At 35.4% G+C, this 22,064-nt stretch carries 13 protein-coding genes and 1 tRNA gene; 12 read left to right on the top strand and 2 right to left on the bottom strand.

Features of this window, described 5'->3' with window-relative positions; genetic code table 11:
• The first annotated feature begins 5 nt into the window (after nucleotides 1-5).
• Nucleotides 6-4,049 (top strand): hybrid sensor histidine kinase/response regulator transcription factor, encoded by a 4,044-nt coding sequence (locus tag ACFSAH_RS16135; protein ID WP_379663771.1) that lies wholly within the window; start codon nucleotides 6-8, stop codon nucleotides 4,047-4,049.
• 126 nt (nucleotides 4,050-4,175) lie between these two features.
• On the opposite strand, the gene ACFSAH_RS16130 is transcribed toward ACFSAH_RS16135, so the two are convergent.
• Nucleotides 4,176-6,353: a T9SS type A sorting domain-containing protein gene (locus ACFSAH_RS16130; protein ID WP_379663770.1), complete on the bottom strand. Its 2,178-nt coding sequence runs from the start codon at nucleotides 6,351-6,353 to the stop codon at nucleotides 4,176-4,178.
• 496 nt (nucleotides 6,354-6,849) lie between these two features.
• On the opposite strand from ACFSAH_RS16130, the gene ACFSAH_RS16125 reads away from it, so the two are divergent.
• The 5 genes from ACFSAH_RS16125 (at nucleotide 6,850) to ACFSAH_RS16105 (ending at nucleotide 13,572) form a co-directional block, all read left to right on the top strand.
• Nucleotides 6,850-9,333, top strand: a complete 2,484-nt coding sequence (locus tag ACFSAH_RS16125; protein WP_379663769.1) for a glycoside hydrolase family 2 TIM barrel-domain containing protein — start codon at nucleotides 6,850-6,852, stop codon at nucleotides 9,331-9,333.
• 10 nt (nucleotides 9,334-9,343) lie between these two features.
• The gene (locus ACFSAH_RS16120) at nucleotides 9,344-10,513 is read left to right on the top strand and encodes an alginate lyase family protein (protein WP_379663768.1); all 1,170 of its coding nucleotides are present in this window, start codon (nucleotides 9,344-9,346) and stop codon (nucleotides 10,511-10,513) included.
• 13 nt (nucleotides 10,514-10,526) lie between these two features.
• A complete protein-coding gene (locus tag ACFSAH_RS16115; protein WP_379663767.1) occupies nucleotides 10,527-11,726 on the top strand; it encodes a glycoside hydrolase family 88 protein in 1,200 nt (399 codons plus the stop codon).
• A gap of 219 nt (nucleotides 11,727-11,945) precedes the next feature.
• On the top strand, nucleotides 11,946-12,815 hold the full coding sequence (locus ACFSAH_RS16110; RefSeq protein ID WP_379663766.1) for an energy transducer TonB: 870 nt from the start codon (nucleotides 11,946-11,948) through the stop codon (nucleotides 12,813-12,815).
• 433 nt (nucleotides 12,816-13,248) lie between these two features.
• Complete coding sequence (locus tag ACFSAH_RS16105) at nucleotides 13,249-13,572, top strand: hypothetical protein (protein ID WP_379663765.1); 324 nt, start codon at nucleotides 13,249-13,251, stop codon at nucleotides 13,570-13,572.
• 66 nt (nucleotides 13,573-13,638) lie between these two features.
• On the opposite strand, the gene ACFSAH_RS16100 is transcribed toward ACFSAH_RS16105, so the two are convergent.
• Nucleotides 13,639-14,820: an asparagine synthetase B gene (locus tag ACFSAH_RS16100; RefSeq protein ID WP_379663837.1), complete on the bottom strand. Its 1,182-nt coding sequence runs from the start codon at nucleotides 14,818-14,820 to the stop codon at nucleotides 13,639-13,641.
• A gap of 160 nt (nucleotides 14,821-14,980) precedes the next feature.
• On the opposite strand from ACFSAH_RS16100, the gene ACFSAH_RS16095 reads away from it, so the two are divergent.
• The 6 genes from ACFSAH_RS16095 to ACFSAH_RS16070 all read left to right on the top strand — a co-directional run bounded on the left by ACFSAH_RS16095 (nucleotide 14,981) and on the right by ACFSAH_RS16070 (nucleotide 21,976).
• Nucleotides 14,981-15,442 (top strand): peptidylprolyl isomerase, encoded by a 462-nt coding sequence (locus ACFSAH_RS16095; protein WP_379663764.1) that lies wholly within the window; start codon nucleotides 14,981-14,983, stop codon nucleotides 15,440-15,442.
• A 12-nt stretch (nucleotides 15,443-15,454) separates the two neighbouring features.
• Complete coding sequence (locus ACFSAH_RS16090) at nucleotides 15,455-15,976, top strand: DUF5606 family protein (RefSeq protein WP_379663763.1); 522 nt, start codon at nucleotides 15,455-15,457, stop codon at nucleotides 15,974-15,976.
• 235 nt (nucleotides 15,977-16,211) lie between these two features.
• Nucleotides 16,212-16,285: transfer RNA gene (locus ACFSAH_RS16085), tRNA-Pro, on the top strand.
• Nucleotides 16,286-16,957: 672 nt separating this feature from the next.
• Nucleotides 16,958-18,094: a T9SS type A sorting domain-containing protein gene (locus ACFSAH_RS16080; protein ID WP_379663762.1), complete on the top strand. Its 1,137-nt coding sequence runs from the start codon at nucleotides 16,958-16,960 to the stop codon at nucleotides 18,092-18,094.
• Nucleotides 18,095-18,239: 145 nt separating this feature from the next.
• Nucleotides 18,240-21,197, top strand: a complete 2,958-nt coding sequence (locus ACFSAH_RS16075) for a polysaccharide lyase family 8 super-sandwich domain-containing protein (RefSeq protein ID WP_379663761.1) — start codon at nucleotides 18,240-18,242, stop codon at nucleotides 21,195-21,197.
• 128 nt (nucleotides 21,198-21,325) lie between these two features.
• Nucleotides 21,326-21,976, top strand: coding sequence for a hypothetical protein (locus tag ACFSAH_RS16070; protein WP_379663760.1), 651 nt, complete (start codon nucleotides 21,326-21,328; stop codon nucleotides 21,974-21,976).
• Nucleotides 21,977-22,064 lie beyond the last annotated feature (88 nt).

Raw genomic sequence — 22,064 nt, 5'->3', positions numbered from 1 at the left:
GTTGAATGCCTGTTTGTTTTAAACCATTCTTACTACAGAGACCATTTATATTATTGTTGCTTATTACAGTATATATATTGCCTTTAAATGCACAAAACAATAATAAGTTTCAACATATTACGGTAGAGCAAGGGCTCTCTCAAAGTGCTGTTTTTTCCATAGCCAGAGATAGTACAGGGTTTATGTGGTTTGGTACCAAAGATGGATTAAACCGATACGATGCAAGACGTATAGAAGTTTATAAAAACAAGCCTAAAGATACCACTTCTTTAAGCAGTAATGTAAATATAAACGCTTTGCTGGTAGATAAGGAAGGTACCCTTTGGGTAGGAACACAGCATGGCCTCAATAAATATATTGCCCAAAATAATACTTTTAAAAGATTTCTGAATAACCCTAAAGACCCCAAGTCTTTATCCAATAATGTTATTCGGTGTCTTTATCAGGATAAGCAGGGGAATATTTGGGTAGGAACAGAAAAAGGCCTCAATAAGATGTCTGCTGATGAAAGCTTTCAACGCTTTTATTCCGCAACAGATAAAACACAAGGGCTACCCAGTGCTTTTATAAAAGCAATTTATCAGGACGAAGATCAAGCTTATTGGGTTGGTACCAATGCCGGTTTAAGCAAAATGCTGCAAACTGCCAGCAAAAGCTATACCTTTAAAAATTTTGCTTATGAAAAGGACAATATTAACAGTCTAGCAGGAAATGATGTTAGTTCTATTACAGAAGATAAACATAAAAATATCTGGATAGGTTTAAGATATAAAGGATTAAACCGTCTGGATAAAAGAACGGGAAAGTTTACACGCTTCAATACCTCTAATAGTAATATCCTCAATAATGACGATGTCAGAAAGTTAAAGATAGATCGTAAAGGAAAATTATGGATAGGAACTTTAAACGGTATCACAGTTTATAACCCGATTGATAACAAGGTAGAAAATAGATTTGTGAATGAACCGGAAGATTCCTTTACTTTGGGGCAAAACTCGGTTTATGATATATATGAAGACAAAATAGGGACCATGTGGGTGGGAACGTATTATGGTGGAGTCAATGTAATTCCAGCATATAGAGTTCCTTTTAGTTCCTATCAGCATTTCTCCTATAAAAACTCGTTAAGCGGCAATGTCGTGAGTGCCATTGTAGAAGATGACAAGCATAATCTTTGGATTGGTACAGAAGGAGATGGTGTTAATTATTACAACAGGCAAACAGGTAAATTTGAAGCACTCAAAAATAAACCAGGAGCACCAAATTCTTTAAGTTCCAACTTAATCAAATCTTTGGTACTGGATAAAAATGGAGAACTGTGGATAGCTGCTTTTGAAGGTGGATTGGATATCTATAATCCAAGAACAGGTAGCTTTAAAAATTACAACAAAAGTAGTGCCTTAAATACCAATAGGTTAACCGCATTGCTGGCAGATAGAGAAAATAGGATTTGGCTGGGGAGCAGAAACCGAGGGCTTTTTCAGTTCGATAAATTAAACAATACATTTATTCCCATTCGTAGTATTACCTCAAAATTTGTCAATTATTTATATGAAGATAATACAGGGACAATTTGGGTTGCTATGGACGATGGTCTGTTTTTTAAAGAACCACAGCAAACGCATTTCGTTAACATCACATTAAAAGAAAACCCGGCGTGGTTTTTAGGTGTAAATTCTATGCTACAAGATAGCCAGGGACGTTATTGGATAGCAACCGGTACGGGACTTATCTTGTTTAAAAAACAAGAAAATGTAGCCAGATTATATACAGAAAATCAGGGGTTGCCTACCAATAATATTGTAGGCATATTAGAAGACGATCAGCAAAATATTTGGGTAAGTACTGCTAAAGGGATAGCTAAGTTAACGCCAGGAGGCTTTGCAATATATAATAAAGAAGACGGTTTTCCCGGAAACGTATTTAATCATAACTCGTTTTTCAAAGATAGTAAAGGAGAGCTCTTCTTTGGAGGTTATAATGGAATGATAAGTTTTTGGCCTCAACTTATCCGGAAGAACATGGAGAAACCTAAAGTGGTGCTTACCAAACTGAAATTATCCGGAGATAGAGAGGTTTTGGTTAATGATGCAACCAATATTTTAAACGAGTCTATAGGTTTTGTGAAAAAAATAGGAATCCCTTACAACGAAAAGGTGTTTAGTGTCGATTTCGCTGTACTGGATTATATTACCTCCTCAAAAAATAAATATGCTTATAAACTCGATGGAATAGATAAACAATGGAATTATCTGGAAAAACCAACTATATCATTCAATAACCTTTCGGATGGTGATTATACTCTATTATTTAAAGGAGCTAACAATGATGGTGTATGGAGTAACGAGAACGTACTGAAAATTAAGATATATCCCCCTTTTTGGAAAAGCTGGTGGGCGTATCTGATTTATATAGCAGTTTTGTTTGCTATCGCGTTTGTTTCCATAAGATACTTTATCATAAGACAGCTATTGCATAAAGAACATGAAATCCACCAACTTAAAATAGCCTTTTTTAGAAATGTATCGCATGAAATAAGAACGCCTTTAACGCTGATATCTGGACCTTTACAAAAATTAATAACCGAAAATCAAGAGAATAATTATCTCAACTACCAGCTTTTGGGAATCCATAAACATGTTAAACGTTTGACAAAATTGATTAATGAATTATTGGATTTCAGTAAAGTAGAAGCCGGTAAAATGGATTTAAGAGTTCAGCCGGTAAACATTGTAGAGTTTGTACACCAAATTTATCAGGCATATAGTTACGAAGCTTCTGAAAAAGCATTGGATTATATCTTTGAATCTCCAAAAGCCGAAATCATAGTTTTTATAGATAGAAGCCAGATGGAGAAGGTGATTTATAACCTGTTATCTAATGCTTTTAAATTTGTCCCTTACGAAGGGAAAATTATAATTTCTATAGCAGAAGATAATGAAAAGCTATATATCCGTATAAAGGATAGCGGAAAAGGAATTGCTCCAGAAAATAGAGCCAAGATTTTTGCAGACTTTTATCAGGAAGAATCAGAACAGCGCAATGCGGGGACAGGAATAGGTCTGGCTTTATCCAAAAGTATTGTCAGGTTGCATGATGGAGATTTAGAAGTAGAAGATAGTACTACATTAACAGTGTTTAAATTATCTCTTAAAAAGGGAAGTACACATTTTGCAGATTTCCAGGTTGTTAAAACGGAAGAATATATAGCTGTAACTCAACCGAATTTGGAAATAGAAATACCGCAAGGTACAGAAAATACAAAAGCAGAAATACCAGTTGGGAAACATTTGCCATATATTCTGGTAGTAGAAGATAATAGAGAAGTAAGAGATTTTATAATAAGTACTCTGAAAAACAAATATCAGGTCAGGACAGCAGAAAATGGAGCGCAGGGATTGGAACTGGCTTTGGATATTATACCTGATATTATTATTTCAGATGTGATGATGCCTGTAATGAATGGTATTGATTTTTGCAGGACAATTAAATCTGATGATAGGACCAATCATATCCCAGTGATTTTGTTAACTGCCAGGTCAGGAGAAGCAGATGAGCTGGAAGGGTTAAAAACCGGGGCCGATTTGTATATGGCAAAACCATTTACCATAGATAAACTGTTGTATAGTCTGGCTAACCTGATAAATCTTCAACATAGCCTGCGCGAAAAATTTACCCAAAAATTAAGTTTAGAACCTAATACTCCAGTAATAGAACACCCGGATGGACACTTTATAGAGAAAGTATTGAAAGTATTGGAAGAAAATATCAATAATCCTGATTTTGGTGTCAATGAATTTGCCTATGAGATAGGAATGAGTACCCCTGTTTTTTATAAAAAAATTAAAGCCGTAACTGGATTGACGGTGAATAACTTTATCAAGTCTTTTCGTCTAAAAAGAGCCGTTCAGTTACTGGATCAGAAAGCGGGTACAATTTCTGAGGTAGCTTATATTGTTGGTTTTACAGATCCTAAATATTTTTCTAAAGAATTTAAAAAACAGTTCGGAAAAACTCCTTCAGAATATATTGATGAGGTTGGAATATAATATATTTAACTAGTTTAATGCTTTTAATAGAAAGTATAGCTACTTGCTGTTTTAGATTTAAATAATAAAGTAATTGTATATCCCAAATAAATAGTAGTGGGTAAGTTTTCTCTTACCCACTACTATTTAATCTTTAATCACCTTATGTTGGATTACTTCTTGATCTCCTTTCAGGTAAATAATATAAATTCCTGATGAGTAGTTTTTCATGTTAATTTGGTGGATTTGGTTTTGGGGACTTAGGGAAGCTTCATATAATACATTTCCATTGATACTAACCAGTTGTAATTGATTAAAAGTATTGTTAGTTAAATTGATGTTAAGGATGTCTTTTACAGGGTTTGGATAAAGACTAAATCGATCATCAAGTTTAAAATATAAAATTTTTATACCAACTTCATTTCGTTGTCCGTCGAGGTCTAATTGTTCCAATTTATAATAGTTAACGCCGGGATAAGGAGTTGCATCTAACACCTGATAATATTTATGGCTAAGGCTATTAACAGCACCTGGTACTTTTGCAATTTCGGTATAATTGACGCCATCAGTTGAACGGCCCACGATAAACTCCTTATTGTTCGTTTCCGTTAATGTTTGCCAATTTATCTTCACCGCTTGTTGCTCTTTTTGAGCCGTAAAACTATATGAACGGATGGGTAGGCTATGATCGACCTGCATGGTAATGTTAGCTGCAGGAGCGTTGCAGCCATTTAAGGAAGCTTCTACACTTATCACATCATTATTTACAGGCGTATAGGTATAGCTATTACCCGCACCTGTTTGAACGGTACCTCCATTTACTTTAAAGATATATTGGCTAAAATTAGGGCTGGCAGTGAAAGTTACACTGGTGCCCGAGTTGATTACGCCTGTAGTGGAACTAGTAATTGTTGCTGAGGGGCTTAATTTACTGCCTATCATTAAAGTTCCTAAATTGGTATATTCTGTTGGTGTGCCGCCGGTGATAGCAAAAGAATATACACGGCCAGCTGGAATATTAGCAGGACTAAAGGTGCCCACCGGAAAATAGCCAGGTGTGCCTGCGGTTTGTTTTAGCGCCACATAATAATTGGTATTAGCAGGAATATTAATCGGGCTTGTAAAATTAAAAACTACTTTACTGTTGAGCATGGCATTGGTAATGGTCTTTAATTCAGATTCTGCTAATATCACTCCATTTTCATCTAAAAGAACGCCGCCTACCTGCTTATCCACACTGGTCGTCGCAGGAGCAATATGTACTTCAACGGCGCTAACGTTAACACTAACAGCTGGCGATAGGTACTTTACGGCTAGTAGCACTGAACCAGTATTGAAACCAATGCCATCATAAGGCGCATCCGTAGTATTATAGAATGCCAGGTCCCCACAACCTGCTGTTTGTGTTCTCTGTAGGGAATTATTGGTGTTGTTTTGGTCGTTTGGCACACTTACGCCCACAGTTTGTGCACCAACATTGGTGTTAACCGTATTAAAAACTACCTGGGTGCTTGCGCCAGCGTTTAAACTAGGTATCGTAAAAGTTTGGCTGGTACTATTGGCTCCTGTGATATTGAGGCTTACCTGAACATTACTGGCATTTTGGGAACCTTTATTTTGAACGGTAGCGGTAACTGTATTGGGAGTAAACTTGCTGATGGTACCGTAAATATCCAGTGCGCTAACTGTAAGGTCATTTTGATAGGGGTTATCAAAGCCAAATAAAAGGGAAGGTCTAAAAGCACTGCTGGCGGTAAAGATAGCGGGAGGGCTGGTAGTGTTACTTTGCCCATTGAAAAGAGATCCTGGTATAGAATTATCAGATCTATACACCGCGGCAGTCGTCGCAAACTGAGTTCCAAGGTAATCATAGGCAACGTATAAACCACCTCCTGTATAGGTAAAGCTAGTACTTAGCGGAATATCGGTAGTTGCTGTAGTTGTTGTTACAGGGAGGCTATAATTGCCATCATAAACTTGTGCCATGTCTGTAATAGCAGCTGTCCAAGTCGTCGATTTTGAATAAGTTGCGTCACTAGTGTTTTGTAAATAGATTTTAAGGTTACCACCTGCTGCTGAGTTCACACCAGAAGTATAAACAAAACCCATTCTTTTGAGGATAGTGCTTGAATTAATGAGGCCGTTAAGTTCACTTGCCGGAATGATAAACGCTGCCCTAAAAGTGGTATGCGCCGTAGTGCCATTAGGGGCTCTAAGATCAGAAATCGCCGTTGAGGTGATGGGAGTTTGCACAAAAATAGTAGCTTGTGAATAGGTTGAAATAGCATAAAATGCCATTAAAAGAAAAAGTAAGATTTTTTTCATATCTATGTTCAATCGAAGCCTAAAAGTAATTATAATATGTTGAGTAAGCTAAGTTTTATTGTTATGTTGTTGATGGTTGGTTTTTTTATTGCTTTGCGGACTCATGATGACACTCCTGATTTTTGTATTTGTCCAATACAGAAAGGAGAGTAAATAGAGGATAAAAGGAGTAATTTAAGATTAATAAATCATAGAAGAGAAATTACCTAATTCGGTAGCTTCTTTGCAAAGAGGAACGGCTAAATAACCTCATTTAGAACTATGTAAACCACGGAATAATAATTGAATCTCAGATTAATATGTTCTAAAATATGGTTATATATTTATAGAAGGTATCCTCATTATTTACTCACTATATTGACTAAAGACGGGTTTTAAGCACATCTGTCCGGGTGATTTTTAAGATATTTACCCATTTTTGTTAAAAAAATACCCTTTAAAACAGAAGCATTAAATTAGGTTTGTCTTTGTTATAATCCTAATTAATTTACATTACATGAAAAGCCCTTTTAAGATTTATTTGTTAAGAGCCAGATTAGTATTATTGGCTGCATTTTTACTGACTGTAAAAATAGCAACAGCCCAGCAAACCAAAAGACTAACCCAAAATTGGGAATACCTGAAAGGAGATTTGGGAGGTGTTTGGGAAGCTGTTAGAGAATCAAAGCCAGGATCCTCAGAAAGCGTACCCTTATGGTCAAAAGTAGTGTTGCCACATTGTTTTAATGAAATGGATGCTGTAGATCCAAAAGTAAACTACTACGAAGGCCCAGGTTGGTACAGAACAAACCTTAAATTAGACAATCCATATCCTAAAGGCAGAATCTTGCTGAACTTTGAAGGCGCTGGGCAAAAAACGTCGGTGTATGTATATAATACCAAAGTAGGAGAACATGTTGGTGGTTACGATGAATTCACCGTTGATATTACTGATGCTGTAAATAAATTTAAACAAGAAAAAGTATTCAATACTCAGTTTAAAGGTGCTATACCTATTTCTATAAGGTGCGATAACTCAAGAGATTTGGAAATGATTCCATCTGATTTATCAGATTTTAATGTATATGGTGGGTTATATCGTTATCTTAATTTGGTTTATACACCAGAAGTTTCAGTAGACAAACTTTTTGCCTTAGCCGAAGTAGATGCCCAGGGTAAACAAGGTAATCTAAAAATTACAGGGCGTTTTTACAATCCGGGAAAGTTAACCAGTGCCGATGTAAACGTACAGGTAAAAGATTCGCAAGGGAAAGTAGTTTTTAATGCCAAAAAACAAACCGAACTTAAAGAAACTGATGAGCTTTTGTGGACTGCCAAATTAAATAAACCACAGCTTTGGTCACCAGAAAAACCACAATTATATACTGTAGAACTGGAAGTTAAAGCTAATGGACAAAGCTATAAACATATAGAAAAAGTAGGTTTCAGGCATTTTGAATTCGTTAAAAACGGACCATTTCTGTTAAACGGTAAACGTTTATTATTGAGAGGTACACACAGACATGAAGATCATGCGGGTGTAGCGGCAGCAATGACTGAAGAAATGATCAAAACCGAAATACAGATGATGAAAGATATGGGCGTAAATTTCATCAGGTTAGGCCATTATCAGCAATCTAGAATTGTACTGGAAGAATGTGATAGATTAGGTATATTGGTGTGGGAAGAAATTCCATGGTGCCGTGGCGGATTAGGTGGCGAAGTCTATAAAAAACAGGCTAGAAGAATGCTGAAAAACATGATAGAGCAGCACTATAACCATCCATCAGTAATTATTTGGGGATTAGGTAACGAAAATGATTGGCCAGGAGACTTTACAACCTTTGATAAAGAAGCTATCAGAACTTTCATGAAAGAACTGAATAATTTAAGTCATCAATTAGACAATACCAGAAAAACGGCCATCAGAAGATGCGATTTTTGTAAAGATATTGTAGATGTTTATTCGCCTTCTATTTGGGCAGGATGGTACAGAGGTATTTATCAGGAGTATAAAGACGTTTCAAAAAAGGAAATGGAAAGAGTAAACCATTTTCTGCATGTGGAATGGGGTGGAGATAGCCATGCCAGAAGAAATGCCGAAGAACCAGAGAAAATAATAAACAGGTTAAAAATAGGAGGTGAAGCTGATGAAAGAGCTGGTGATGCTACTTTTTATGGCGGCGATGCCCGTTTTTCTAAAGATGGCGATTGGAGCGAAAGTTATATCTGTAATCTAATAGACTGGCACCTGAAAGAGCAGGAAAATATGCCATGGTTAACAGGAGCTGCTTATTGGCCATTTAAAGATTTTTCGACTCCGGTAAGACCAGAAAATCCTGTTCCATACATGAATCAAAAAGGAGTTGTAGAACGTGATTTTACTAAAAAAGAAGCTTATTATGTGTTTCAATCCTATTGGATAACAACCCCAATGTTGCGTATATCTGGACATAACTGGCCAGTTAGATGGGGCGACGCGGGAGAAAAAAAGGTAGTTAAAGTATACTCTAATTGCGACGAGGCAGAACTGTTTTTTAATGGTAAGAGCATGGGCGTAAAGAAAAGAGATAGTCAGAATTTCCCTGCGGCAGGGTTAAGATGGAATGTTGTTTATCAAGAAGGTAATAATACGATAAAAGTGGTTGCCAAAAAAGGAAAAACAATATTAACAGATGAGATTGTGCAACAATATCAAACAGCAAAATGGGGTAAACCAGCAAAAATGGAAATTCATAAGATAGCCGATGAAAATGGTATAGCAACACTAGAAGTTAAGTTGTTTGATGATAAAGGAGTACAATGCCTGGAAGCAGCAAACTACGTGAGTTTTGAATTAGTAGGAGATGGCAAATTGATTGATAATCAGGGAACATCAACCGGTTCTAACTACCTGCAAATGTATAATGGAAGAGCTATTATACGAGTAATAAAAAATACAGGAAAAAGCGTGGTTTCTGCAAAATCAGAAGGAATATCTACAGTGTTTATAGAATTATAAATTGTAACTGATGAAAAATTATTTCAAGATATCATATATACTGGTTTTTACCATATTGCTTTTTTCTGTAAAAGTAGGTGCACAGGGTAAGTTCTATAAAGAAGCTGTAAAAGTATTAAAATCAGATGTTTTAAAGGAAGCGGCCTGGGCTATGCAACAAGAACCTGTTACGGTTACTGCAGAACATAGCAAACGAAGTGCAGGGGGAAAGCATGATTTTTACTCCGAAGGAGATTACTGGTGGCCAGACCCAGAGAATCCAGATGGTCCATATATTCAGAAAGATGGAATGACCAATCCGGATAATTTTGTAGCTCACCGTCTGGCAATGATCAGGTTTAGCAGAATAGTTGGAGTTTTGGCATCAGCATACAAAATAACAGGAGATAAACAGTATCTCAACAAAATGGAGATACATCTGAAAGCCTGGTTCGTAGCTAAGGAAACTAAAATGAATCCTAATTTACTATATGCACAAGCTATAAAAGGAAGGTTTACAGGAAGAGGAATTGGTATCATAGATACTATTCATTTAATAGAAGTGGCGCAAAGTGTATATATTCTGTCGGCACAATTAAATCCTCAATTAGTTGCAGATATTAAAAAGTGGTTTGCATCCTATTTGGATTGGTTAATGACGCATCCTTATGGCAATGCAGAAATGAATGCCACCAATAACCATGGAACCTGTTTTGTAATGCAAATAGCTTCTTTTTCAAAATTAACAGGCAATAAAGAGTTAACCGCATTCTCTTCAAAACGATATAAAGAAGTGTTGTTACCCAATCAAATGGCAGAAGACGGAAGCTTTCCACAAGAAATGCGTCGTACCAAACCTTATGGTTACTCCTTGTTTAATATGGACGCCATGACAGCTTTAGTTCAAATTTTGTCGAGTAAAAATGATAATTTGTGGACTTATAAAACAAGCAAAGGGCTGTCTATAGAAAATGGAATCAGTTTTATTTATCCCTATATAAAAGACAAAGCAACATGGCCTTTAAAACCGGATGTAATGTATTGGGATGAATGGCCTGTAGCACATCCTTTTTTATTATTTGGAGCAGAGGCTTATAATAAAAAAGATTGGTTAGCCACATGGGCAAAGCTAAAACATCAACTCACAGTAGAAGAAGTAGTGCGTAATATGCCCATAAAATATCCTTTAATTTGGTTGTAGAAAAAATAAGAAGATGATTATAAATAATAAAATAACGCTTACGTTGCTGACTGGTGTGGTATTAACGTCTTGTTCCACGTCTATCCAAACACAAAAAATAGTAAAGCAGGCACAATTTCAGACAGACTTATTATTGCAGGAAATTCCTAAAGTGGATAATAAGAAAGGTGTTTTAGTATCTCCAAGGACGGTAGAGCATGGGCAATTGGTTTTAGTCCCTTCCAAAGATTGGACAAGCGGTTTCTTTCCCGGTAACCTTTGGTACCTTTATGAGCTAACCAAAGACGAAAAAAGAAAAGCAGAGGCAGAAAAGTTTACAGCTAAAATCGAAAAAGAAAAATACAATGGTAATACCCATGATATGGGATTTAAAATCTATTGTAGCTTTGGTAATGGCTATCGTTTAACAGGTAGACAAGATTATAAAGAAGTTATTATACAATCAGCAAAAACATTGATCACACGTTTTAATCCTAAAGTTGGCGCTATTCGTTCATGGGACCATAACAGTGATAAATGGGATTTTCCGGTAATTATAGATAACATGTTGAATTTAGAATTGTTGTTTGAAGCAACCCGTCTTACCGGCGACTCTACCTATTACAATATTGCGGTAACTCACGCCAATACTACAATGAAAAATCATTTTAGACCAGATTACAGTACCTGGCATGTGATTGGTTACAATCCAAAAACCGGTGCGGTAGAGAAAAGAAATACCCATCAGGGATATTCAGATGATTCTGCATGGGCTAGAGGGCAAGGTTGGGCTATCTATGGATATACTATGTGCTATCGTTATACCAAAAATCCAGCCTATCTGGCACAAGCAGAAAATGTAGCAAAATTTATATTCAACAATAAGAATATGCCCAAAGATTTAATTCCTTACTGGGATTTTGATGCACCAAAGATTCCGAATGAACCCAGAGATGTGTCTGCTGCTGCGGTAATATCATCAGCTTTATATGAACTAAGTACATATAGCAAAAAAGAAGATTATCTTAAAAAAGCCAGAGAAATGACACATGCTATGGCTACTAAATATAAATCTGCTGAGGGAACCAATAAAGGATTTATACTGGACCATAGTACCGGACATTGGCCAAAAAATAGTGAAATAGATGTGCCAATTAATTATGCTGATTATTATTATTTGGAAGGGATAGTTCGAAATAATAGAATTAAAAAACACGAATCCGTAGTACAGTAGAAAGATAAAAATAAAAGGATAAATCTGCTGGTTTTGTAATAGCCATGTACATTAGCAGATGAATCTTACAGTTATCTTTAAATTTATACCACCACTTATTTAATTAGAGAAGAGGGAATCTATTTAGAGCCCTCTTTTTTTGTGTCGTTAAAAAATGAGAAAATGTTTTTTATTTAGACTTATTCTTCTTAAATTAATGTTAATCAAATTCTTTTCGATATGTTATTCTCTAAATTCAATTTAAACGGGGGAGAGTGGCTCGACCTAGTTTTCCAGGACAGAAATAAATCCTATGGAGCGTTTGTGATAAGAAGAGATGCGGATAGTTATCTGTTTAAAGCCCTGCTGATTTCTTTTGGGGTATTTAGTCTGTTTATAGGCTCTACTGTTTATTATCTAAATCGAGACAAAGAAGTCTCCGTGATTCCAACTTCCTTGCCTGATCGACAATATGATGATAAGCGAGTGGTAAAACTGGAAGATTTCAATCAAAAGGAGAAACCTTTAATAGTTGCACAGGATCATCCCGCCAAAGATTTATCAGAGAATACAGTAACTCAAGTGAATGTTGCACAGGTTAAATATCAGGAAATGCGTCCTGTAGAAGATATCAAAGGGATTGATGCTCCTGATGTAGCTACTCTGCAAACTCATATTATAGGTCCTGAAAATATAGCAGGAACAAAACCAGAGTCTGGCAATTTAACTCCTGGAGTTATAAATTCGACTACAGCAAATTCAGGAGGTAAAGGAGAGGGGAGTGATAATGCTACGTATAATATGGCTGTAGTAGAAGAGATGCCTGCATTTCCTGGAGGTATGGATGCCTGGGCAAAATTCCTGAGGAAAAATCTAAACTATCCGGCTGTTGCAAAAGAAGAAGGTATACAGGGAAGAGTAACCGTATCTTTTGTAGTAGAAAAAGATGGTTCGGTTACCGATATAAAGGTAATTAAAGGGATAGGTGGCGGATGTGATGAAGAAGCCATTAGAGTAATCAAAAAATCACCATTGTGGAAAGCTGGTGTAATGAATGGAAGAAAAGTGAGAGTCTCTTATGTGATTCCTATTATATTTCAAATGAATTGATAGAAAACGGGCGGCAATTACTTAAGCCGCTTAATGAAAAACTATAGGGCTGTATCAGGAGTTAGTGGTCATTCCGGGACCGAATGCTTTCGTAAAGAATCTCTTTCGAGAGTATTTAGAGATGAGATTGCTTAACGAGCTGGTCGAAGTATCGAAATGATGACAAATTTTTTATTTATGATACAGCCCTGTTTTTATCGAATAATACTTCCTGAATTAATTTGTTTCGGCCTTGTAAGTATAAAAATATAAATGTTATTGCAGGGCAATCAAAAAAAAATATCTCTTTAAACATTAACTTGGGTAATATTTTATACTTATTTCAGTTGTGTATACAAATTTTTAAAACAGAGTTGTTTCAGTCTATTATCCTCTATTTTATAAATCCTACACCAAAAACAATTATATTTAAAGCACAATCAAACGTGGAAATATGAGTGTAGAAGTAGGAAACAGACAGTATGAAAGATATTGGCGGAAATCAGCAGAAACCTGGTTTATTCACTCCTTAATTCTTGTTCTATTTGGCTTTCCCTGGAATGTTTTTAGTCTTCTTGCTTTGCTGTTTTCTTTAATAACTATTCGAGAAAATAAGCATAAAAATTTAGAAAAAGCTAACAAATATTCAGGAATAACCAGGTTTTTTGTAATTATTGCTACCGGTATCTTTGGTTGTATCATTTTAGCTTTCCTTCTTTATGGAGCTATAATATTTTTCTTTTATATTATTTCCGGTGGAGATTTGAACTGGAAATAAATACATCATAAAGTCATTCATAAAAAAGACTATCAATTATAAAGCATACGGAGAAGAAATAAAAAGTTAAGTTTTCTGTTTCTTCTTCTTGGCAGCAGGAAATAAAATATTATTCAATATGAGCCTGTAGCCCGGAGAATTAGGAAATAAATTTAAATCAGTAGGTGGGTCGCCAACCAAATGCTGATAGTCTTCTGGGTCATGTCCGCCATAGAAAGTCCATTGACCTTTTCCTACCTCTCCATGTATATAACGAGCCTCATTAGCTGATTTTAATTCTCCCATTACAGTAACCTCTGGTTTGATAACCTCTTTTCTAAAAGCAGTAGTTTGTCCCATAAAACCTTTAATTACTTTTTCATGGTTTTGTGTAAGTATAGTGGGAATGATATCCCATTTAGCAGAAAAATCAAACAAGGTAAAGAAGTCTCTGGTACGTTCTACCTTTCTGAAATCTGTGGCATCTATATTAGAAAATTCATATATCGCCGGATTAGTTTCCAGTTTAAAATTCTGAAAGGCAAATGTTTTAGAAAAATCGAGTTTACTTTGAGCATGAGGATCTGCAGGGTCTCCATCAAACATATATTCACATATATCAACACCTTCAGCCGAAAGTGCAATATCAAAAGTGTCAGTTCCGGAACACATCGCAAATAAAAAACCGCCCCCAATACAGAAATTCTTAATCGTATTTGCTACAGCCAGCTTCATCTGAGAAACCTTTTTAAAGCCCAATTTTTTAGCCCTTTCTTCCTGCTGTTGTACATCTTGTTTGTACCAGGCAGCACTGGCAAAATTAGCCCAGAATTTCCCGTATTGCCCTGTGAAATCTTCATGATGTAAATGCAGCCAGTCATAATTGCTAAGCTTTCCATCAAGAATCTCCTCATCGTAAACCACATCATAAGGTATTTCAGCATAAGTTAGCACAAGAGTTACAGCATCATCCCAGGGAAGTTTGCTTTTAGGAGAATATACGGCTACTTTAGGAGCCTTTTCCAGTTTAACCATTTCCATATTAGCTTCCGGGTTAGCAATTTCTGTTAATATAGCAGAGGCTCTAGCATCAGCAATCACATCATAGCTAATACCCCTTATTTTTAGTTCTTTCTCAATCTCCGGGTGGTAAGGAGATAAAAAACTTCCTCCTCTATAATTAAGTAGCCAGGTAATTTCCAGATTCTTTTTTAAAGTCCAATAAGCTAAACCATAAGCTTTAAGATGATTCTTTTGCTGATCGTCCATAGGTATCAATAAAGAGCTTGTAAAGCCTTTAGAAGCCAAAAAACACAGTATTACGAATAGAAATAACTTTTTCATCAGTCTAAAAATAAGGATATTGAATCAAAACGCTAATATGGCCTGAAAAATTTTGTTATTTTAGCATCCTTAAAAATTGAAAGAGATGAGTAAAGCAATAATTAAGACTGAAAAGGGAGATATGACAGTATCTTTCTATGACAATGATGCGCCAAACACGGTAGCTAACTTTATTAAATTAGCTAAAGAAGGGTTTTATGATGGTATAACATTCCACAGAGTAATTCCTGATTTCGTTGTTCAGGGAGGATGTCCGTTTTCGAAAAATGAGGCAACTTCATTTAGAGCAGGTACAGGTGGTCCAGGTTACAATATCGATTGTGAATTGACAGGAGAAAATCAATATCATGATAGAGGAGTGTTGTCTATGGCACATGCAGGTAGAAATACAGGAGGGTCTCAGTTTTTCATTTGTCACAGTCGTAACAATACAGCACATTTAGACCGTAACCATACCTGCTTTGGTAAAGTTATAGAAAACGTAGATGTGGTAGATGATATCAGACAAGGAGATAAGATCATTACTATTGAAATTATTGAAGATTAATATTTAAGATTTATGAATATTACGGGACTAGTAGCCGTTTCGGGAAAGCCAGGTTTGTTCAAATTAGTAGGACAAAATAAGTCTGGTTTTATTTTAGAAGGACTTGATGCGCAAAAACTTAAGTTAGTAGTTAACTTATCTACTTCTAAACTAGCTTCTTTGGAAGATATCACCATTTACTGTGATGATGAAGACAGAAGGTTAAAGGATATTTTTGAAGCGATGAAGGTTTATTCAAAAACAATTCCTTCTTCTAAAGAAGACGCCAAGGTATTGAGAGCTTTTTTTGCGGATGTGGTTCCGGATCATGACCAAGAAAGAGTATATACATCCGATATCAAAAAAATTGTCAATTGGTTTTCTATTATAAAAGAACTACCATTGTTTGATGAAGAAGAACCTGCTACAGAAACTCAAGCAGAAGAAACAAAGGTAGAATTAGTAGAAGAGTCTGTTAAAGAAGAGTCTACTGAAAAAAAGGCTAAAACGACCAAGAAACCGGCAGCAAAAAAGACAGCGGCTAAAAAAGACTAGTTTTTCCCTTGTTTAGCTGATAAGAATAAGCATCTTTATATCCTATTCAAGGATAAAAAAGGTGCTTATTTACTTTTAATGCCCTTTGCTACTAAAAAAAATAATGCTGATAGCTAGTTGGTTAACTGTTTTTTGAAATAAATATTAAAAAATAGTTGCAGAGTGTATTTCTAAATTTTACCTTTGTGCCACTCAAAAGGGATTAGTCCTTTAAAGTAAAAAGGTGATACCTAATCGGGGTGTAGCGTAGCCCGGTATCGCGCCACATTTGGGATGTGGAGGTCGTAGGTTCGAATCCTGCCACCCCGACTAAAAGCCACTGATTATCAGTGGCTTTTTCTGTTTTTGGACATGTTTTGGATAGGATGTGAAAAATTTGAATCAGTTTCAAAAGCTCTGGACTAAGCAACTAATTTAGTTATCTAAACAGTCTAAACAGGGGAAATTGATATTACCTACAGCCCTAAACTGGCTTTTGAAAGTTTTATTCGACAGTAAACATTTGCACTCCTGTTGTAAAAGTAGATTAATACCTTTTAATACTGTATGTTGATTACCCTTTAGATCAAGGAAGATATATTTGAGGGGAGACATATATACTTTTATCAGAAAACTACAAAGACAGCTGATTAATATATCTGTAGATAATATACAATGTTATTTTATAGAGATAATTTTAAGTCTCTAATTTGTGTCAAGGGAAAAAAAACATTTGAATGTACTCTAGATTAACCTCTGTTTTTATTCCAAAATAATATCAAGATAGAATAAAGAGCTAAAAGGAATATTCTGTTTTTTTAGAATAGAAATGGTACTTCTCATTAATTACCCTGTTCAAAAAACAAAATCATTCTCAACGGTTTTGGTTTTCCTGTCGTGAGCAAACAATTTGCCAATTAGAGCATAAAATCTAAAAACTAAGAATATAGTTTTGTTTAAACCAATTCACAAAGTAATAACCTTAAATTATTGATTATGAAAATGAAAACATTACTATTATCATTTGTTTTATTTACTTCATTAAATGTGCTTGCCCAAACAACAGATTATGCTGCTGATGGCATTTATTCAGGACTACCATTTACATCAGTTAACGTTAATTTTACGCAAGCCACTGTAAGTACAGATGATTTTCCTAATCCAATTGTAGATAATAACCTGAGACAATATGATTGTTTAGGTTTGGTTCGCTATACCTTTAGTAAAAGAACTCCTCCGGGAGAAAGTAAATCTATCAGTGTACTTTATAACAGCAATCCCGATATTGATGGTAAAAATAATACAAGAGCAGCTACTATTTATTTTCCGACCTTAAAAGATGGTGTAGGTAAAATTAGAATTGAAGGATGGTTAGGCTCAGGCGCTACAGAAAGAAATGTTTTATTGTATTCTTACAATACAAGTACCAATACGTGGGGAGATTTAAAATATTTTGCTATTCCAGCAGGAAATGGCATACAGGTAGTTGATTTTGTACTTGATAAACAAGGGCCTCAAAGATTAAAATTAGAATATAAAAGTGGTGAATATCCATCTATAACTAGAATTGCAATAAGTGCGTACGGACAAGAGTTGCCTCTACCGCTTACTTTAATAGGTTATGATGCCAGATTAGAAAATACTTCGATAAAAAATCATTGGACAACAGCAAGCGAAGTAAATACTTCTCATTTTATGATAGAACGCAGTATCAATGGTATAGATTTTACAGCGGTGGGCAGGGTTGATTCTAAAAATACAGCAGGGCAGCATGATTATTATTTTACAGATCAATTATCTGCTGATTTACTTTCAATATCAACGCTATATTACCGTTTAAAACAGGTAGATATTGATGATAAAAGTAATTATAGTAAGGTAGTACCAGTTAAAGTAGGCTTAGGTAATAAAATAGTTATTTCGCCTAATCCTGCTAAAGATTATCTACGTGTTTTTGTACCTGGAGCGAAATCACTTTCTATAATATCTGTAAACGGAGTTGAAGTTTTTTCAACAAAGTTGAATCCGGATCAAGATGGTGAACTTGTTCATTTTGGTAATCTGGTGAAGGGACTTTATCTTGTAAAAGTAACTGATATAGAGAATAAGGTTATTGCTGAGAAAATTGTAATTGAATAAACCTATTAGCTTCAAAATAATAAAAGAAACACACATAAGTTTAGGGAATGGAGTTTCCTGATCTTTGTGTGTTTTTTATCAAAAACTTGTTAAATGTTAGCCGGGATTTTTCAAGAAAGGCAAAGACAAAATTTAAAAAGAATTTATGAATAATGTGTTCAAAAATGTTCAAAAAAGAACTGTATATATCCAGATAATAGTTACGTTGGTATTGCTGCTATCATCGGTTCTTTATTCAAGTGCCAGAGGTGAATTGTCCGTGAAAAGTATCAATACAATAGAAGAGGAAGCATTGTTCAATTTAATGAGAAAGAATTTCCACGATAAAATTGTGCTGGGAGCAGATTATGATGTAAATGATGTTAAAGTAAAAGCGAAGATAAACAGTATAGCCACTAATGCTAATACTTATTGGAATAATATGGAGAAATCTCCTGTCAGCTATTTGTGGAGCAATTATAATGGATTGAAAGATAATGCAGCAACAGCACCTAAACATGTGAACGGATCCTATTGGCGGTTATTGATTATGGCTCAGGCTTATGCGTACAAATCTTCATCGTTGTATAAAAATCAGCAGTTGTTGTCAGATATCATCATGGGATTAAACTTTATGCATAGTTATGCATTTAACCAGAATACTCAGCGTATAGGTAATTTTTGGGAATGGCGTATAGGAATTCCCGATAACTATGCCAGAATTATCTCGATATTGTATGACGAACTGCCGAGTGCAGTAAAACAAAATTATACTGTCGCTGTTACCGCTCATGTACGTAATTTTACAGTTAGTGGTAATCTAACTTATGCCAATCAGGCGTCTATATGTAAAAGTCTGTTTTATTGTGGGGTATTGTCTAACAATATGCAGGATATACGTCTTGCTTTGGATAACCTGGTAAGGGCTTTTGTAGATAATACAACACTAATTCAAAGAAAATCTGCCCAAATAGCCTTTGAGAAATTGTGGAAAGATCAGGGAGATTATCACAATTATTCTGTTTTGGATAAAGAAGGATTATATGAAGACGGAACTTTTATCCAACATATTGCTTTGCCATATATAGGAACTTACGGGTCAGAAATAATTGGGACATCTTCCTTAATGATAGCGGTTTTAGAAGGAACAGGAATCGGATTGTCCGGAGAAATAAAAGCAAGTTTGTTAACCTGGATCAAAAAAGCCTATTTTCCGGCATTTTATGATGGTGAAATGATGAGGATGTTTATGGGAAGAGGGGTTACCAAAAATCCATTTGAACTCGCCCGCCGTGTAGCCTTAGATATTGCAGAAACGACAGCAATTTTAGATAATGCCAATGATAAGAAAGAAATTCGAGAAGTATGTAAACGTATGTTTACACATAATAGTTACTATACTGATATTTATAATGGAATTGATCCTGTTATAGATAAACCCCGGTTGGATGAATTATTAAATGATGCTTCTCTGAATAATGCAACCTCTTCTTCATTTAACCTTGTATTAACAGCAGGTGACCGTATTATTCATCATCGACCAGGATTTCGTTTTGGAATATCGATGTCTTCATCCCGTATAGGTAAATTTGAATCAATAAATAATGAAAATACCAAAGGTTGGTATTTGGGAGACGGGATGACTTATTTGTATAACAGTGACCGTAGCCAATACGTCAATTATTTTTCTAATGTAGATACCAAGCGCTTACCTGGTACAACGGTTGATGTTATAGAGAGACAAGCAACAGTAAATAATTATGGTCTTTTCGGGATACCTACAAATGCAAAAGACTGGGCTGGAGGGGTGAGCCTTCGTAAGCTTTATGGCACAGCAGGTATGCATTTGGTTGGAGAGGTTAGTTCCCTGGAAGCAAAAAAATCATGGTTCATGTTTGATAATGAGATTGTAGCCTTGGGAGCCGGGATAAAACTTACAGAAGCAAGAAATGTAGAAACAATTATAGAGAACAGACAGAGTTTACAGGCACTAATTGTAGATAATGTTTCCAAGCCAGCAACAAAAGGCTGGACAGGAACATTGGACAATCCATCATGGATATATCTTGAGGGGACATCTGGTTACTATTTTCCAGAACAGACAGCAGTAAATGCATATCGTGATAATAATGGTTTTACTCAGTTGTATATAAATCATGGTGTTAGTCCTTCATCAGGCAAATATGCCTACGTACTTCTTCCGGGTGAAACGAAACAGGGAACATCTGACTATTCAGTAAATCCGGATATTCAGATCTTAAGTAATACAGATAAAATACAGGCAGTTTTAGAGCGAAAATTAAATGTAATAGGTGTGAATTTTTGGGAATCGGGCGAGATAGATATTGTAAAAAGTGATCATCCAGCATCAGTCATGTTGCAGAGAACACAGGATACAGTGTACCTATCGGCTTCTGACCCTACATGGAAACAATCCGAGATAAGATTAAAAATAAAGGGAAACTATCACGTCGTTTCAGAATCAGGTAGGGTAAGCATATTGGTAAATGGTAGCGATACAGATATTCGTATAAATACTGCTGACAGAATGGGTATGTCCGAAGATATTATATTGGTCAGTAATACGACCCTACCCTTAGAATTGTTAAACTATCAGGTTCGTTTAGAAAATGGAAATGTAAAGCATAATTGGATAACAGTAAACGAAAATAACACCTCTGGTTATGTAATAGAATGTAGTACCAATGGTAAAGATTTTATTGCTGTTGGAGAGGTTAAAGCTTTTAATACCCCAGAGCAACATAACTATTATTTTATTGATAACCTGAATTCTTCCATTATAGGGATACTTTATTATCGTTTGAAACAGGTAGGTAAAAGCGGGGAAATTGCCTATAGCGATGTAATGTCGATTGGTATGAAATCGACTAAAAAAATAACAATGAGTCCTAATCCTGTTAAAGACTATCTACATGTTTATGTTTACGATGCCCAGTCTTTATCGCTTCTAACTTTAGAAGGTAAAGAGCTTCGTTCTGTCAAATTAAAACCGGGACAGGGTGATGTTACATTTTTTTTAGGAGACTTGATGAAAGGCCTTTACCTGGTGAAGGTAGTATATGCGGATAATCAGGTCGCTGTAGAAAAAATAATGGTAGGATAAGTTCTTTAAACAAGTCCAATGTGCTCTTTTTTACATAAAAGAGCAGCTTTTTTGCTTAAATGAGCAAGTTTACTCAAAGGTTTTAATCCATTTTTGACCAAATTATAAATCTTAAATCTGAATAAATTATGAGAATCATCTTTCTTTCATTTTGTTTTGCAGGTCTGATTTTATCGGGTAGCTGTACAAAAGATATCGACGACTATCCTAAATCGAACTTAAGAGCTATCACAGCATTTAGTTTTGAGCCTTATCACAATAATCTTAACAATATATTTACGAAACATGAAGGGGTAATAGATCAGACAAACAAGGTAATCACCGTTCATCTCCCGTCAGATGCTATCCTCACAAACCTTAAGCCTTCTATTGCCTTGTCTCCATGGACAACAGTAAGTCCCGGTAATTTAGATTATGTGGATTTTACCGAAGATAGGGTAGATTTTACGGTAAAGGCGCAAAGTGGAAAAACAGCTGTTTATTCGGTTGTAAGAGTACTTGATTATAAGTACACAAAAGCTGACTTATACTCCATTAGTTTCCCTGAAGTTATGGAGGGCATAGCACCGTTACGCCGTGTTTTTCCAAATTATAATAACAATGTGAGTATTACTATTACTGTTTCAAATACAGTTCCATTAAATGCAATTCTTACCGATCTGGAATTATCGCCGGTTGCTAGAAATAGTACTGTTGAAATTAGTGATAACGGGTCGGAAACCAATTATCGTCCGTTTACATTTCCAGGGGTTGTGGATTATACTGTAATCTTCCCTTAAAACAGCTACGATTATTAATGTAGTTTTATAATTTAGGGTAATGAAAAAAAGTAAGTTTAGCGAAACACAGATCATCAAGATTTTGAAG

Source organism: Pseudopedobacter beijingensis, assembly GCF_042678145.1.
Lineage (GTDB): Bacteria > Bacteroidota > Bacteroidia > Sphingobacteriales > Sphingobacteriaceae > Pseudopedobacter > Pseudopedobacter beijingensis.
Note: the sequence above shows the minus strand (reverse complement) of the source record. Positions and strands in the feature narration are given on the sequence as shown.

Coding starts and splice junctions, on each gene's coding strand:
- ACFSAH_RS16120 (WP_379663768.1), top strand. CDS start 9,344: ATGAAAAATTATTTCAAGATATCATATATACTGGTTTTTACCATATTG.
- ACFSAH_RS16105 (WP_379663765.1), top strand. CDS start 13,249: ATGAGTGTAGAAGTAGGAAACAGACAGTATGAAAGATATTGGCGGAAA.
- ACFSAH_RS16090 (WP_379663763.1), top strand. CDS start 15,455: ATGAATATTACGGGACTAGTAGCCGTTTCGGGAAAGCCAGGTTTGTTC.
- ACFSAH_RS16115 (WP_379663767.1), top strand. CDS start 10,527: ATGATTATAAATAATAAAATAACGCTTACGTTGCTGACTGGTGTGGTA.
- ACFSAH_RS16125 (WP_379663769.1), top strand. CDS start 6,850: ATGAAAAGCCCTTTTAAGATTTATTTGTTAAGAGCCAGATTAGTATTA.
- ACFSAH_RS16130 (WP_379663770.1), bottom strand. CDS start 6,353: ATGAAAAAAATCTTACTTTTTCTTTTAATGGCATTTTATGCTATTTCA.
- ACFSAH_RS16080 (WP_379663762.1), top strand. CDS start 16,958: ATGAAAACATTACTATTATCATTTGTTTTATTTACTTCATTAAATGTG.
- ACFSAH_RS16070 (WP_379663760.1), top strand. CDS start 21,326: ATGAGAATCATCTTTCTTTCATTTTGTTTTGCAGGTCTGATTTTATCG.
- ACFSAH_RS16100 (WP_379663837.1), bottom strand. CDS start 14,820: ATGGACGATCAGCAAAAGAATCATCTTAAAGCTTATGGTTTAGCTTAT.
- ACFSAH_RS16135 (WP_379663771.1), top strand. CDS start 6: ATGCCTGTTTGTTTTAAACCATTCTTACTACAGAGACCATTTATATTA.
- ACFSAH_RS16075 (WP_379663761.1), top strand. CDS start 18,240: ATGAATAATGTGTTCAAAAATGTTCAAAAAAGAACTGTATATATCCAG.
- ACFSAH_RS16110 (WP_379663766.1), top strand. CDS start 11,946: ATGTTATTCTCTAAATTCAATTTAAACGGGGGAGAGTGGCTCGACCTA.
- ACFSAH_RS16095 (WP_379663764.1), top strand. CDS start 14,981: ATGAGTAAAGCAATAATTAAGACTGAAAAGGGAGATATGACAGTATCT.